The sequence below is a fragment of the Hyphomicrobium sp. genome (assembly GCF_036262015.1).
Classification (GTDB): Bacteria; Pseudomonadota; Alphaproteobacteria; order Rhizobiales; family Hyphomicrobiaceae; genus Hyphomicrobium_C.
In genome coordinates, this window is sequence record NZ_DATAJR010000004.1 from 296,776 (window position 1) to 310,783 (window position 14,008).

12 protein-coding genes are annotated in these 14,008 nt (G+C 62.3%); 3 read left to right on the forward strand and 9 right to left on the reverse strand.

Annotated features, from left to right (window positions below):
- The first annotated feature begins 184 nt into the window (after window positions 1-184).
- The 3 genes from lpxC to ligA all read left to right on the forward strand — a co-directional run bounded on the left by lpxC (window position 185) and on the right by ligA (window position 4,450).
- On the forward strand, window positions 185-1,126 hold the full coding sequence (gene lpxC, locus VHO05_RS02410) for a UDP-3-O-acyl-N-acetylglucosamine deacetylase (protein ID WP_329645016.1): 942 nt from the start codon (window positions 185-187) through the stop codon (window positions 1,124-1,126).
- Between the two features lie 279 nt (window positions 1,127-1,405).
- Entirely contained in the window at window positions 1,406-2,260 is an 855-nt protein-coding gene (locus VHO05_RS02415; RefSeq protein ID WP_329645017.1) for an outer membrane protein assembly factor BamD, read from the forward strand.
- Between the two features lie 45 nt (window positions 2,261-2,305).
- Window positions 2,306-4,450 (forward strand): NAD-dependent DNA ligase LigA, encoded by a 2,145-nt coding sequence (ligA, locus tag VHO05_RS02420; RefSeq protein ID WP_329645018.1) that lies wholly within the window; start codon window positions 2,306-2,308, stop codon window positions 4,448-4,450.
- Between the two features lie 59 nt (window positions 4,451-4,509).
- Here the strand turns inward: ligA and VHO05_RS02425 are convergent, their stop codons facing one another.
- The 9 genes from VHO05_RS02425 to VHO05_RS02465 all read right to left on the reverse strand — a co-directional run bounded on the left by VHO05_RS02425 (window position 4,510) and on the right by VHO05_RS02465 (window position 13,812).
- The gene (locus VHO05_RS02425) at window positions 4,510-4,905 is read right to left on the reverse strand and encodes a hypothetical protein (protein WP_329645019.1); all 396 of its coding nucleotides are present in this window, start codon (window positions 4,903-4,905) and stop codon (window positions 4,510-4,512) included.
- A 236-nt stretch (window positions 4,906-5,141) separates the two neighbouring features.
- Window positions 5,142-6,413 carry a VOC family protein gene (locus VHO05_RS02430; RefSeq protein WP_329645020.1) on the reverse strand — a complete coding sequence of 424 codons (1,272 nt, stop codon included), beginning with the start codon at window positions 6,411-6,413 and terminating at the stop codon, window positions 5,142-5,144.
- Window positions 6,414-6,709: 296 nt separating this feature from the next.
- Entirely contained in the window at window positions 6,710-8,521 is a 1,812-nt protein-coding gene (locus VHO05_RS02435; RefSeq protein ID WP_329645021.1) for an aminopeptidase P family protein, read from the reverse strand.
- A gap of 96 nt (window positions 8,522-8,617) precedes the next feature.
- On the reverse strand, window positions 8,618-9,514 hold the full coding sequence (locus VHO05_RS02440; protein ID WP_329645022.1) for a 50S ribosomal protein L11 methyltransferase: 897 nt from the start codon (window positions 9,512-9,514) through the stop codon (window positions 8,618-8,620).
- A gap of 89 nt (window positions 9,515-9,603) precedes the next feature.
- Window positions 9,604-11,064: a TMEM143 family protein gene (locus tag VHO05_RS02445; RefSeq protein ID WP_329645023.1), complete on the reverse strand. Its 1,461-nt coding sequence runs from the start codon at window positions 11,062-11,064 to the stop codon at window positions 9,604-9,606.
- A 288-nt stretch (window positions 11,065-11,352) separates the two neighbouring features.
- Entirely contained in the window at window positions 11,353-11,835 is a 483-nt protein-coding gene (gene rlmH, locus VHO05_RS02450) for a 23S rRNA (pseudouridine(1915)-N(3))-methyltransferase RlmH (RefSeq protein WP_329645024.1), read from the reverse strand.
- 103 nt (window positions 11,836-11,938) lie between these two features.
- Complete coding sequence (rsfS, locus tag VHO05_RS02455) at window positions 11,939-12,349, reverse strand: ribosome silencing factor (protein ID WP_329645025.1); 411 nt, start codon at window positions 12,347-12,349, stop codon at window positions 11,939-11,941.
- Window positions 12,350-12,611: 262 nt separating this feature from the next.
- On the reverse strand, window positions 12,612-13,271 hold the full coding sequence (locus VHO05_RS02460; protein ID WP_329645026.1) for a nicotinate-nucleotide adenylyltransferase: 660 nt from the start codon (window positions 13,269-13,271) through the stop codon (window positions 12,612-12,614).
- Window positions 13,272-13,341: 70 nt separating this feature from the next.
- Window positions 13,342-13,812: a GtrA family protein gene (locus VHO05_RS02465; RefSeq protein WP_329645027.1), complete on the reverse strand. Its 471-nt coding sequence runs from the start codon at window positions 13,810-13,812 to the stop codon at window positions 13,342-13,344.
- Window positions 13,813-14,008: the final 196 nt, after the last annotated feature.

A 14,008-nucleotide genomic window follows, 5' to 3' on the forward strand; every position in this document is an offset into this window, starting at 1 on the left:
TCGTTTCTTAATAACGACCGGTTCGCACGACATCTGCCTCACCCGCCTGCCTCTGGGACCTACCCGCAAGAGTAGCCAGGACAGACAGAAAAATTGGGGAATTTGGGTGAGCAGTGGGCGAGACCGGACGGGGGTGGCAAACCGTTTTAGGACGGAATGCCAAAGCATCGAGGGACGGCGCAGCATGTCGAATCGATTCATTGGCGCGCGACAGACGACGATTGCTCAAAAAATCGAAGTTCACGGCACGGGGGTGCACAGCGGAGCGCCAGTTTCGGTTAGTCTGCATCCGGCAGGTGCCGACACTGGGCTCCGTTTCGTCGTTACGAAACGCGGCCGGGTCACCGCCGATATCCCCGCCAAGGTCTGCAACGTCAAGAATCTCACGCTCTGCACGGTTATCGGAAACGAAGACGGCGCCACCGTTTCCACCGTTGAACACCTTCTCGCCGCCCTTCGCGGTCTCCAGATCGACAACTGCATCATCGAGATCGACAGCAAGGAAGTTCCGATCATGGACGGCAGCTCGGCGCCGTTCGTCGAAGCCATCGATCAGGTCGGCATCCGCGAGCTGTCCGCTCCCCGCCGTTTCCTCAAGGTTCTGAAGCCCATCCGTGTCGAGGAAGGCGAGTGCTGGGGCGAGTTGACGCCGCACTCCGGTTTCCATCTCGATGTTGAGATCGATTTCCCGTCGCCGGTGATCGGCAAGCAGCGCCTCGCGCTCGAAATGAGCCCCGGCGTTTTCCGCAACGAGCTCGCCAAGGCCCGCACGTTCGGCTTCATGAGCGACGTTGAGCGCCTTTGGAAGGCCGGTCTGGCCCTCGGCGCGAACCTGACCAACACCGTGGCCATCGGCGACGACCGCGTGATGAACCGCGAAGGCCTTCGTCATCCGGAAGAGTTCGTCCGTCACAAGATGCTGGATGCCGTTGGCGATCTCAGCCTCTCTGGACACCCGATCCTCGGCGCCTATCGCTCGGTTCGCGGCGGCCACCGCTTGAATTCGCTCGTCCTGCAGAAGCTTCTCGAGGATAGCTCAGCCTGGTCTATCGTGCAGGCGCCGCGCGTTCGCGAAACGCGTTCTGTCGCCTTCGAGCGCGCAGCCGTCGCGGCTGCCGGCGAGTAAGTCACCTAACGGACTATCCGCACCCGTTGCGGTATTCGAGCTCGCCCCCTGCGTGAAGTCTGCGCGCACAACGGTTTGTTATCCCACACCCTTCCAGCCGTTGCGGTTCGTCATCTTTCTGGCTGGAGCCTCACATCAACCACATTGTGATCCTACGGTGGATCCAGCACGCACGCGGGGCGTTGTCGGCTTCAGACCGGCATTGAAATGTGCTAATCAACGCCAAAAGCGCGGCCAATGCGGGTACGGCAGCGCATCTCTGGGGGAGTAGGGTACTCGATGCCGAAGACGCCAAATTGGGCCGCCATCGTCCTGTGGTGCGCCATGAGCGGCAGCCTGCTGGCGCTCGCTGGCTGCGCGTCTTCTGCCGACACCAGCATTCTCAACTCCGATCCGCCCGAGAAGATGTACGCGGACGCGGACACCCTCATGAACAAGGGCAAGTTCGAAGACGCGGCCCGCAAGTTCGAAGACCTCGACCGCTCGCACCCCTATTCGCCCGAGGCGCGCCGCGCGATCGTGCTCGCCGCCTACGCCTATTACAAGGCCGGCAAGGCGCCGGAAGCGATCGCCTCGGCTGAGCGCTACACGGTTATGCATCCCGGCACCAAGGACGCACCGCTCGCGCATCACATCATCGCGTCGTCCTACTTCGACGACATCAAGACGTCCAACCGCGACCAGACCGCGACGCGCAAGGCGCTCGAGCAGCTCAAGATCCTGAAGTCGCGCTATCCTGACAGCACGTATGCGCGCGATGCCGACAACCGCATCCGCATCTGCGAGGATACGCTTGCGGCCTCCGAGATGGAGGTCGGCCGCTACTACATGAAGGACAAGAACTACGTTGCGGCCATCAACCGCTTCAAGACGGTCGTGTCGGAATACCAGACGACGGCGCATGTCGAGGAAGCGCTGATGCGCGTCACCGAGTGCTACATGGCGCTCGGCGTGACGAACGAGGCCCAGACCGCCGTTGCCGTGCTCGGCCACAACTTCCCGCAGTCCAAGTGGTACAAGGACGCCTACGCGCTCCTGAAGTCTGACGGCCTCGCGCCTCAGGTCAGCAGCGATTCCTGGATCACAAAGGCCTGGAAATCCGTGCCGAAGCTGTCGCTGGGCGGCCCGGGCTGACATCCTGAGGATGCTCTCGGAGCGGTTTTCCGGTATGTAGCCGGCATGCCGACGAAGAAAATCCCGAAGACCACTCCCGGCGCACTCCCGCCCGTCGACGCGTTGAGCGCCGAACAAGCTACGGCAGAGCTTGCGCATCTGGCCGCCGAAATCGCGCGCCACGACAATCTCTACTATCAGTCCGACGCGCCGGAAATTTCCGACGCCGAGTACGATGCGCTTCGCAAGCGTAACGATGCCATCGAGGCGCGCTTTCCCGACCTCGTTCGCGCCGATAGCCCTTCGCAGCGGATTGGCGCGCCTGTTTCGGAAACCTTCGCCAAGGTTCGCCACCGCGTGCCGATGCTTTCGCTCGGCAATGCGTTCGACGACGAGGAGGTTGCCGAGTTTTCTGCCCGCGTGCGTCGCTTCCTTTCGTTGAAGCCGGATGATGCGCTGGCCTTCACGGCTGAGCCCAAGATCGATGGCCTTTCGATCTCGCTGCGCTATGAGGACGGCCATTTGGTCGAAGCCGCCACGCGTGGAGACGGCGCGGAAGGCGAGAACGTCACCGCCAACGTGCGCACGATCCGCGAGATTCCGGACAAGCTCAAAGGCACGCACGTGCCGAAGGTGGCCGAGATCCGCGGCGAGATCTACATGAGCCACGCCGACTTCGCCGCGCTCAACGCCGCCCAGGCCAAGAGCGGAGGCAAGGTGTTTGCTAACCCGCGCAACGCCGCGGCTGGATCGCTCCGTCAGCTCGATTCGACGATTACCGCCGCTCGCCCGCTCCGCTTCTTCGGCTATGCCTGGGGCGAGATGTCGGAGATGCCGGCAGAGACGCAGCACGGAATGGTCGAGGCGTTCGCGCGCTGGGGCTTGCCCGTGAACGAGTTGATGCGCGTGTGCGCGGGCGCCGAGGAGATGCTGGCCTTCTATCGCGAGATCGGCGAGCGCCGAGCGTCGCTCGGCTATGACATCGACGGCGTCGTCTACAAGGTGAACCGCCTCGACTATCAGGACCGCCTCGGCTTCGTGTCGCGCTCGCCCCGATGGGCCATTGCACACAAGTTCCCCGCCGAGCAGGCAGTGACCGAGCTCCGCGACATCGAGATACAAGTCGGCCGCACGGGCTCGCTCACCCCTGTCGCCAAGCTCGAGCCCGTCACGGTCGGCGGCGTCGTTGTGTCCAATGCGACTCTGCACAACGAGGACGAGATCGCGCGCAAGGACATTCGCATCGGCGACACCGTTGTCGTGCAGCGGGCGGGCGACGTCATCCCGCAGATCGTCCGCGTAATGGTCGAGAAACGCCCGGCTGGATCCAAGCCGTTTGTCTTCCCGAAAACCTGCCCTGTGTGCGGCAGCCACGCCGTACGCGAAGCTGACGAAACGCCGGGTTCTGGTGGCGTCGTCCGCCGCTGCACGGGCGGCCTCATCTGCGCGGCTCAAGCCAAGGAGCGCCTGAAGCACTTCGTCTCGCGCCTCGCCTTCGACATCGAGGGCTTGGGCGAGGAGAAGATCGAGATGTTCTTCGAGGACGGTCTCATCCGCCGCCCGGCTGACATCTTCACGCTCGAGACGCGCGACAAGGAAAGCGCGAACCCACTCGCCGGGCGCAAGGGCTTCGGCAAGAAGTCCGTCGAGAAGCTGTTTCAGGCCATCGACGCGCGCCGCAAAATCGGCCTCGATCGCTTCATCTTTGCGCTTGGCATCCGCCACATTGGCGAGACGACGGCAAAGGATCTCGCAAAAGCCTATTTGTCGTTCGCTGCGTTTCGCGCTGCCTCCGAAGCCGCCGTCAGAGGCGGAAAGGAAAGCGAAGCCTACGCTGACATCGATGCCATCGAAGGCATCGGCGAGACCGTTGTCGACGCACTGGTCGATTTTTTCTCCGAGCCGCACAACGTCGAAGCGCTCGACGATCTGCTCGCTCACGTCGACGTCACCGACTTCGAACGCCCGAGCATGGTCGTCTCGCCGGTCTCCGGCAAGATCGTCGTCTTCACTGGAAAGCTGGAGCGCGTTGGGCGCAGCGAGGCGAAGGCTCAGGCCGAACGCCTCGGCGCCAAGGTCTCGGGCTCCGTCTCTGCAAAGACCGACTACGTCATCGCAGGCGCAGACGCGGGCTCGAAACTCACCAATGCGCAAAAGCTCGGCGTGAAGGTGCTGACCGAAGACGAGTGGCTGGACCTCATCAAGTCCTAGACAGAAGGAGAGCGAAGGCACTGTTGGATGCCTCCGCTCTGATGGCCCTCGGCGATAGATCAGCGCGCGTAATACTTGTCCAGGTAATGGCGCCAGCCCTTCTTGCCGTCGCCCGTGCTCACCGTGTCGCCTTTGGCGATGGTGTTGTTCTTGCGCAGTTTCGCGATGGTATCGGGCGCGTAGGTCGCGGCAACGTCGAGGCCGCGGTCGCGATCCTTCGCGTACCATTCGTCCTTCTTGGGTTCTTGCTGTTGCTTCGCAAGCAACTGCTCCTTCTTGAGCTGCTGCTGCTTGGCAAGGCGCGCCTTCTTGGCCTGAGCTGCTTTGACCTGTGCGGCCTTGGCCTGCTGCGCCGTCGCAAGATCGCTGCTGTTGGCAGCAGTGGCAAAGCTGGAGGGTAAGCTCGCCGCGCCGGCAAGCAGAAGGACTAAAGCGAGAGAAGCTCTCGAAATCATGGCCGCGCCCCTTTCTTTCAATCGCGTTGATGCATGACAGCGCTCCGCAGAACGCGAAGGCGTCAGCGCTTGAGGTAGGGCCACGTTACGGGGCCACGCCTTGGAGCGTAGCCTCTGTGACCGATCCCACGCGGAAAGTGGCGGAGAATGTCAGTGGGCGCTGTTCCTCGAGGAACAGCAAGCCGGGCATAGGAAAAGGGCGGAGCCCGGAAGCTCCGCCCTTTGAATGCGTAGTGTTATTTATACCAGGTGGTGTAGGGCCACGGCACCTCGTGCAGGCCCATGACGTAGGTCGGCAAGATGCGGGCGGGTCGCTCTACCGGGGCCTTGTAGGACTTGCGCCAACCCTTCACGGCCACGCGGCGAGAGGATTTGTCCCGCTCGGTGTCAGCGCGCTCCGGGCCATCTTCATCGTCTTGCGCGCCGGCTTTCGCCCGCTCAGTGGCCGACGTTTCAATCCCGCTAGCGCTGGCCGGCGGTGAGCTGGCCGTATGGTCAGCAGCCGATGATGGCGGCACCAGCGGGACCGGAGGCCCCTCTTCGGTGCGTACGGCCACTTTTCGATTGGACGTCTGCTTCGCGCTCTCGGCGCCCGAAGTCCGGACGGCAAGCTTTTCTTCGCTGATGCGTCTGGCTTCGATGGCGGACTCGAGAGCCTCCTGCTCGCGCTTGAGCTCCTCGCGCAGCGACACGATCGCGCTCTCCGCCGCGCGGCGGGCGTTTTGCTCCTGCCCGATGCTCTCCGCAGCCTTCTTGGCTTCCGCTTCGGTTTGCTGACGGCGAGCCTTCTCGGTTTCGATCTGCGCGTTGAGCGTGCGGACGAGTTCGTCGGCTTTCCGCTTCTCGCTCCGCACCTTTACGAGTTCCGCATAGGCCCGCTCGGCGTCTCCGGTCGAGTAGCCGGACACCTGGGCGGTACCCACCGACAAATCCGAGCGGATCTCGTTTGCAAACCACCAGTACGTGGCCCCAAGTGCGAACAGCAACGCTCCGACGCTCATCAGCAGGCGCTGACGAGTGCGTGGCTTGGACTCTTGCGCAGGTGCGGCAGCGGGAAGGGCCACCACAGCGGCCGAAGAGAGGCCCTTACCGGGATTGTACGTTCCGAAGTTCCAGATGTGGCCTTCGGGGTCCCGGCAGGAATAGCCACGCCGGCCAAGCCCGTCGCTCTTGATCTCGAGGACGATTTCGGCGCCGGCTTCGAGCGCCTTCGTATAGTGCGCGTCGGCGTCGTCGACGACGATGTAGCAGCTTTGCGTCTCGACCCCGCCCACTTCGTCAGGCTGCCGCATAAGCTTGTCGAGATCGGTGTCGCGCACGGCCCCCATCATCATGAGGCTGCCGCGGTACGTCATCTGTCCATAGATGATCGCGCCGTCGTTATCGCCGACGGCGATCTGTTTCTCGAACCCGAATGCCCGTTCGAGCCAGCCCATCGCCTCCGCAAGTTCGCGATAGCGCATCAAGGGCATGAGGTTTGGAGCGGGCAGAGTGCTGCTCGCGGTCATGAAACGCTCCAAAAATTTCGTTATTTTTTGCAGGTTCAATCGGCGCCCTACGCGAAGGCGCGCGATCGACAACTATTCTAGATGGGACGTGCAACGCTGGGCCGCGGCACACCCGAATCACGCAATTGATAGATCATAATAGAAAATCACTGTGACGCGTTGAAGAAAATGAAGAAAATAGGGAGGTGGAGAGGCGATCTCTCGCGGCAAGAGTCAGAAAACGGCGGAAATGCTGGCTTTTGACCACAGAAAATATTCGGAAACGGAATAAGTTTCGCCCGCGATTTCCGGAGCTTTCAAAGCGGCTTTGTCGCGGCTTCGATCCACCGTCGCGTTGAAGCATCCAGCTCGGGTCCGATCACGCTCAGAACGGTCGCGTGATAGCTGTCGATCCAACTTATCTCGTCTGGCGTCAGCAACTCTTTGACGATGAGGCGCCGGTCGATGGGCACGAGCGTCAGCGTCTCGAAGCTGAGCATCTCGCGCTCTCCGCCCTTCGGCTTCTCCGCTGGGTTGACGAGAATGAGGTTCTCGATCCGGATCCCGTAGGCACCTTCTTTGTAGTAGCCGGGCTCATTGGAGATGATCATGCCCGGCTCGATGATCGCGCCGCCGGCCCGGGAAATGGACTGCGGGCCTTCGTGGACCGAGAGGTAGCTGCCGACGCCGTGGCCGGTCCCATGATCGTAATCGAGACCCGCGGCCCACAACGCGCGCCGTGCGAAGGGATCGAGGTCGAGACCGCGAGTCCCTTTCGGGAACACCGCCGTAGCAATCGCGATGTGCCCTTTAAGGACCAGCGTGAACCGCTCTCGGGCCTCGGCGGGCGCGTCACCGATGGCGATCGTGCGCGTGATATCGGTCGTGCCTTCCAGATACTGCGCGCCGGAATCCAGCAGAAACAGCTCTCCCTTTTTGAGGCGCCGGTTGCTCGCTTCCGTCACGCGGTAATGCACGATGGCGCCATTCGGTCCGCTGCCTGAGATGGTGTCGAACGAGATTTCCTTCAGCGCCTGACTACCGGCGCGTTGTTCCTCGAGGGCTCGCACGGCGGATATCTCGTCGATCGCTTCCCCTCCCTCGATGGCCCGATCGAGGGACGCGAGAAAGCGCACGACAGCGGCTCCGTCGCGAATATGGGCGACCTTCGAACCGGAAATCTCCGTCGCGTTCTTGATGGCCTTTGGCCCGATGCAAGGATCGTTGCCGCGCAAGGCGCTCTTGCCGAGCCCGCGCCAGAACCACCACGCGGCCCGATCGAAATCGAGACGCACTCGCTTCTTCGCCTTGCGGAGCGCGGCAACCCGCTCCGCAAGTACGGCCGGTGGGGAAATTTTTACCGCTCCGTCGAGATGAGCGCGCACCTCGCGTGAGATCTTCTCGGCAGATACGAAAAGCTCGGGCTTGCCGCTGGCCGGTACAATGGCGAAGGCCAGAACCACGGGATTGTGCGCGACGTCGCTGCCACGGATGTTGAAGAGCCAGCAAACCGAATCCGGCGAGGTCAGAATGACGGCATCCTGCCCCGCATCCTTCAGCGCCTTTTGCAGGGCCGATATCTTGTCCGCCGCCGAACGGCCCGAATATTTGAGCGGGTGCGCGATGACAGGAGCATCCGGTGGAGCAGGACGCTCCTGCCCCCAGATGCGGTCCACCAAGTTACGCCGGGTCGGCTTGAGCGCGATGCCTGACGATTTCAGCGTCTCGCGTAAGCTCTCGACTTCCGACACCGTGTGCAGCCACGGATCGAAGCCGACAACATCGCCGGGCTTGAGTTTGTCCTTGAGCCAGGTGGCCAGCGCTGTGCGGGCGATTCCGGGAAACTCGAAGGTCCCGCCACCACATTCGTTCCGCGCCTGCACGGTATAGCGGCCATCGACGAACAGCCCCGCGTGGCGCCGTGTGATCGCGGCCATGCCCGCGCTTCCCGTGAAGCCCGTGAGCCACCGCAGCCGTTCGGAACACGGCGCGACATACTCGCCCTGATGCTCGTCGCCGCGCGGCAGCAGCAGAGCTTGAAGACCCTCGTCAGCCAAAAGCGCGCGCAGCTCCTTGATCCTTTGCGGGATCGCGTCGCTATCCGAAGGCGCAGAGAATGTCTGAAACATGAGGTCCTCCAGAGTGCTTCCGGAAAGGTGCGAAGGAAGCACGACAAACAACTAGGGTCGGTTCGCGATTCAACCAAAACCCGAACGACCCTAGGTTCAGCCGCGCTTGACGAGAGTCAGCGTGGACCAGCCATCGTAGCGGCGGTGAGAGAGAAGCGCGAAGCCTTGCGCGTGATAGGCGGCCAGCACGCGCGGCGCCTCCCGATTGAGGATCCCCGATAGGATGACCGTGGTGCCGGTTTCCGAGCAACGGCGGAGATCCGGCGCCAGCGTGATGAGCGGACCCGCCAGAATGTTCGCAATGATGAGGTCGAACGGCGCGGCATTGCGGATCTCAGGTGACGAGACACCAGGGCCGCAGATGAAGTCGATCTGCGTTCCGACGCGATTCACGGCCGCGTTCTCGCGCGCCACGATTACGGACTGGGCGTCGATATCGACGCCCTGGATGCGTGCGCGGGGCCAGCTTCGTGCCGCGGCGATGGCGAGAATGCCCGAGCCGCAGCCGAGATCGAGAATACGCCGGAAGCGGCCCGTCTCCGACAGCCGGTCGATAGCGAGTAGGCAGCCATAGGTCGTCGCGTGATGCGCCGTTCCGAAGGCTTCACCGGCCTCGATCAGGATTGCATTCGGACCCTGTGGCACGCGATCCCGGTCATGGCTTCCGTGCACCGTGAACTTGTTGGCGCGGACTGGCGGCAGAGCAGCCTGCGAGAGTGCGACCCAATTGAGATCCGGAATGTCGGCCGATTGGAAGGCCGGAGCAGGTTCGCCGGTCAGCGCCTCGATCTCGCTCGTGAGCGCCTGCGGTTCGCGCGGTTCTGAAAAGTAGGCTTCGATGCGCCAGATAATCGGCGTGTTGAGATCGTCCGTTTTGTCCTCGAACACGGTCAGTGCGTCCGGTGGCGGATCGAGAAGGTCCTGCAGGGCGCCTGCGATCCGCATGGCGTGCGCACGGTTGTCCACCTGGGCGGTCAGCTTGTGAGGGGTCATGAAGTCCTGGAATCTTGAAAGATCAGGCCGCCGACAGTTGGAGGCCTGCGCCAAGGCGCGGCTCCATATAGCCGATCGCGGCTCTGACGTCAGGATAGCAGATCGGACATCGGAGCAGACGGCGGCATATCCTCCGATTTCGGCAAGATCCGCTCCATTTCCTGGCCTTCCTGGCCCTCTTCACCTTCCGGATCGGGCAGATTGTCGAGGAAGATGTCCCACTGCGCGTCGAGATGGCGAGCCGCCGCTTCCGGGCTGAGCGTCCGCAGCGTGCCGTCCGGCTCCTCCGTCACGATCCCGTCCTTGAGCAGGCGCTGTAGCGCGTCCTCGAGATCGAAATCTACGGAGATGCCAAAGCTCGCCTGGAGATACTGCTCGATGGCTGCATCGATGGCGGGCAAGTCCGAGTGCTTGGCGGTTTCCTTCGCCAGCACGCTGTAGAGCAGCATCTCTTCCTTCACGTCTTCCTCGGCTGCGCGATCGGCCAGCTTGATCAGCACGCCCCGATTGTCCGCCATAGCGTGAAAGTAAAGGTTCTGCGCCATCACGACCATGTAGCGCTGCTTTTGGTTGAGGAAGTTCACCGCCTGCCGGAACGCGACGCCGCCAAGTCCGAGTACGGCGCCGGCGGCCATGAGCGGGTTCGTCGCGGCAACGGCGATTTTGCCGGCTGCTCCGAAAGCACCCATACCGAGTCCGGCGCTGCCCGTGATGCCGAGCCGCAGCTTGTCGAGAAGGCGGAATTTCACGCGCGTGTTCGGGAACACCATCTCCACGTCGCTGCGCGGAATGTTCTTGAACAGCTTGAGATAGATGTTGTTCTCGTCGACCACGGCCGGGATCATCGACCGAAGATTCTTGACGATCTTCTCCGCTTCCCGCCGCGGAAGCCGTTGATCCTTCATGATCTCGAGCACGCGCGTCTCGAACGGCTTCAGCTTGAAGAGCAGAAACAGCCGTTGGAAAATCGGAACATCGAATTCCTCTCTGCGCATGAACTTGCGCAGGCTGCGGCGTTGATCCCGGCGGTTCGATGCGCCGCGATAGTAGATGAGGATTTCCTCGAACGCGGTGAAGTCGACCTGCAAGTCCAAGCCGTAGTGGGACTCTTCCGTGAGGATCATCTCGACGTCGGTCGGATCGATCCGCACATAGTTCGCCTGCTTGAGGATTGCTTCGATCTCGCGCACGACACGCTTTTGCATCGTCGCGCGTTCTTCGGCGGTGAACGTGCGCGTGATGAGCAGGTCGCTGTCCGGACTGAAGCTCTCGTACGATTGCAGGAGCGTGCTCAGTGCGACGCTGTGCTGCTGGCGCCGCCAGTATTCGAGATAGCGGAAGAACCGACGCGCTTTGCGCGCCTGCCCAGGAGCCCACGCTTGGGTCGACGTGAGCCGGTCGATCAGGGCGTAACTGGTAACAGGAATGAAGCGCTCGCGCGGGCGGATCGTATCGGGCTGGACCAGATCGTTGGCCGTAACCGCAAGCGTCGTGGCTGGCGCAGCGGTCGCTGAGGACAATCCTGGCGCGGGCATCGCGACATCCGCCATCTTATCCCTCCCATCGAAAACGCTCTAATACATCGCCCCGCCAGCTAAAGGCGGAGAGTGTGAAAACTACGTCCGGTCCGATCCCCATTGCCCCGTCGCGGCCAAATCAAGTCCGACGGCGCGCGGCGGTCTCGATGGCCATTGGGATTGATAGGGCCTGAACCCCCTGGGGTCCAGTACCGGCACCTTGGTTAATCGCTGTTCGGCCTTCTGGAAAAGGCAGGTGGGGCCGAAGGATCGCGGGACACTAGATGAGTTCTGGTTCAGGATTTTGACGGGGAAAACCCCTCAGGCACGATGATAGGGGTGGCCTGAAAGAATGGTCGCCGCACGGTAGAGCTGCTCCGCAAGCACGATGCGCGCAAGTCCGTGAGGCAATGTCAGAGGACCGAGGGAGAACTTAAGCGTCGCGCGTTCGAGCGCGCTATCGCCATGGCCGTCGGGGCCACCGATCAGGAAGGCCAGATGACGCTGCCCGTCATCGCGCCGGGTGCCCAGCCAGCGCGCGAATGCTTCGCTGGTGAAGGCTTTTCCTCCGACCTCGAGCAGGATCAAACTGTCGGCACCCGCTGCGTTCTGCAGCAGGCGTCCGGCTTCATCGGCACGCCGCTGGCTGGCGCTTACCTGCCGTGCTTCAGGGATTTCGGACAGCGTAAGGGGGCCAATGGCCACGCTGCGCCCGGCATCGTCAATTCGCTTTGCGTATTTGAGATAGAGCTCACGTTCTGGGCCGTCCTTCAGACGGCCCACAGCGACAATCGAAAGACGCATCAATCCCCGCTCCGTACAACGTGGGAGCGCCCTTCAGCGCATACACTCGGCGCTGCGTCTCAAGACGCCCGCGACGGAGCCGGATGTCCGCCGCGGTAGGCTCCTAGTGAGACGTCTGCTCGCCGGGGCGGGCAGCCGACCACATTTTCTCGAGATTGTAGAAATCCCGAACCTCGGCACGGAAGACGTGAACGAGAATGTCTCCGGCGTCGATCAATGCCCAGTCGCAGGTCTCAAGACCCTCGACACGGACGTTGGCGACTCCATTCTCCTTAAGATGCTTACGGAGCTGTTCGGCGATTGCGCCGACGTGGCGGTCAGACCGCCCGGTGGCAATCACCATGAAATCGCCAAGCGACGATTTCCCTTTGAGGTCGATCGTAACGACCTTCTCGGCTTTGGCATCATCGAGCCAACGCACGACCTCGGCGAGCAGCGGTTCCGAGCTTGCGCGCTGTGGCGCGACCTCGGCGGGAGGCGCACCCTTGCGGGCACCCTCAATGGCGGTTCGCATCTTTTGGTGAATTTCCTTTCCGTTCGTGCACCAGAAGGCCATCCCTGTCATTTGGCCGTTTGGCTTGAGGTGGAGTGCGTTGAACGCTCCGGCCGACCCGCGTCACATCTTGGCCGGTAGTCCCACCACCGCGACGCCTCATTACGCCGTCGGCAACGGGAAGATAGCGAGAGGCAGGGGCGCCAGCAATAGGGGGGTAACCAGATTGTCGCACCAGTACGGAGGTTGGGCATCGCTCAGACGGCAAACCGGGGCGACCTTCTCAAGGTTTCTCGCGTGTGATGCGGGCCCCGCGACGGTTGGCCCGGATTTCGGTGGACGACTCTGGCGAGAGTCGGAGCGTGAGATACAACCATGCCGGAGGCGTACGGTTGGCCAGCCCATGGGCAAACTGGTCACCAATCCGGTACTTGGCGAGCGCGCGCGCAGCCGGAGACGCAAGCGCCTTGAGCCGCCATTGCGGTCGATCCGCGACGACGAAGGGCATTAGCTGCGCAATCCGCCGCCATTCGCCCCAGCGGTGGAAGCCAGCGAGATTGTCGCCTCCCATCAGCCATACGAAATGCACGCGCGGAAAGCGGCGCTTGAGAAACGAGAGCGTCACGATTGTGGAGGCGCTCTTGAGATCGGCCTCGAGCGCGGTGACCTTGATCCGCGGACGACTTGCCAGCCGACGGCAAGCTTCGAGCCGCTCTGACAGTGGAGCGAGATCATCGTGATTTTTTAGTGGGTTGCCGGGAGACACCAGCCACCACACCTCGTCCAGGCCGAGGCGCTTCATCACAGCTTCGGAAATCGCCACGTGTGCCCGATGCGGTGGATTGAAGGATCCACCGAGCAAGCCGATCCGCTGGCCGGGTGCAGCCGCAGGCACGCGGACGGCCAAGGATCCGAAGCTTTTGGAGAGGAGACGTACGGACATAGATTCCAAATCGAATGCGTTCAGGTGGCGGGCCTGACCGCACCGGCGAGACCGCCTCCGCCAAGCGGCCCTATTCTATCCGAGTGAAGATCAGACGGCTCCGGATCATATAGAGCACGACAAAGCAGATCAGCACGGCGATCGTTTTGGAAAGGGCCGGCGAGAAGCCGAATGCGTGAATGCCGACGCCTGTCCCGACCGCGGTGAGCACGAGGCCAAGGAGTCCTGTTACCAGGAATTCCGTAAACAGCCTCTTCTCGCTCTTGTGGCTGCCGTCCGCGCCGAACACGAACCGCTTCGAGAGATCATAGTTAAGCGTGAGCGCGATGGCGTAGGCGATAATACTCGCCGTGATAGGCACATCGTAAACATGGGTAAGTGAAAGGAAAATCGCGTAGTCGAGAGTGACGGTTACGAGGTTCACGCCCGTGTAGCGCAACAAGCGCCGCAGGCGATACGGCAGGTTGCTGTTGGACGCAACGCTTGGCGCCGCCGCTGGAGCGGTCGCGAGGGTGGGATCACCATTGTCCAGTGTCGTCACAATCAGCTCCTTGGCAGGCAGGCCCTGGCGCCTCCTGGCGAAAACTCTATCCGGCTTGCGCAAAATCGGCCCTGCGGCATCCCGTGCGGCACTGCAACCTAACGCCTAGCATGAGAATTTCTTGCTACCTAGGTAACAAAACGTCAGTATTTATCGAGGATTCGCTGATTGCCGGGCATTTTTCTCGGTCGCGTGT

Coding starts and splice junctions, on each gene's coding strand:
- VHO05_RS02445 (WP_329645023.1), bottom strand. CDS start 11,064: ATGGCGGATGTCGCGATGCCCGCGCCAGGATTGTCCTCAGCGACCGCT.
- VHO05_RS02415 (WP_329645017.1), top strand. CDS start 1,406: ATGCCGAAGACGCCAAATTGGGCCGCCATCGTCCTGTGGTGCGCCATG.
- VHO05_RS02440 (WP_329645022.1), bottom strand. CDS start 9,514: ATGACCCCTCACAAGCTGACCGCCCAGGTGGACAACCGTGCGCACGCC.
- VHO05_RS02430 (WP_329645020.1), bottom strand. CDS start 6,413: ATGACCGCGAGCAGCACTCTGCCCGCTCCAAACCTCATGCCCTTGATG.
- VHO05_RS02460 (WP_329645026.1), bottom strand. CDS start 13,271: ATGTCCGTACGTCTCCTCTCCAAAAGCTTCGGATCCTTGGCCGTCCGC.
- lpxC (WP_329645016.1), top strand. CDS start 185: ATGTCGAATCGATTCATTGGCGCGCGACAGACGACGATTGCTCAAAAA.
- VHO05_RS02425 (WP_329645019.1), bottom strand. CDS start 4,905: ATGATTTCGAGAGCTTCTCTCGCTTTAGTCCTTCTGCTTGCCGGCGCG.
- VHO05_RS02435 (WP_329645021.1), bottom strand. CDS start 8,521: ATGTTTCAGACATTCTCTGCGCCTTCGGATAGCGACGCGATCCCGCAA.
- ligA (WP_329645018.1), top strand. CDS start 2,306: ATGCCGACGAAGAAAATCCCGAAGACCACTCCCGGCGCACTCCCGCCC.
- rlmH (WP_329645024.1), bottom strand. CDS start 11,835: ATGCGTCTTTCGATTGTCGCTGTGGGCCGTCTGAAGGACGGCCCAGAA.
- rsfS (WP_329645025.1), bottom strand. CDS start 12,349: ATGCGAACCGCCATTGAGGGTGCCCGCAAGGGTGCGCCTCCCGCCGAG.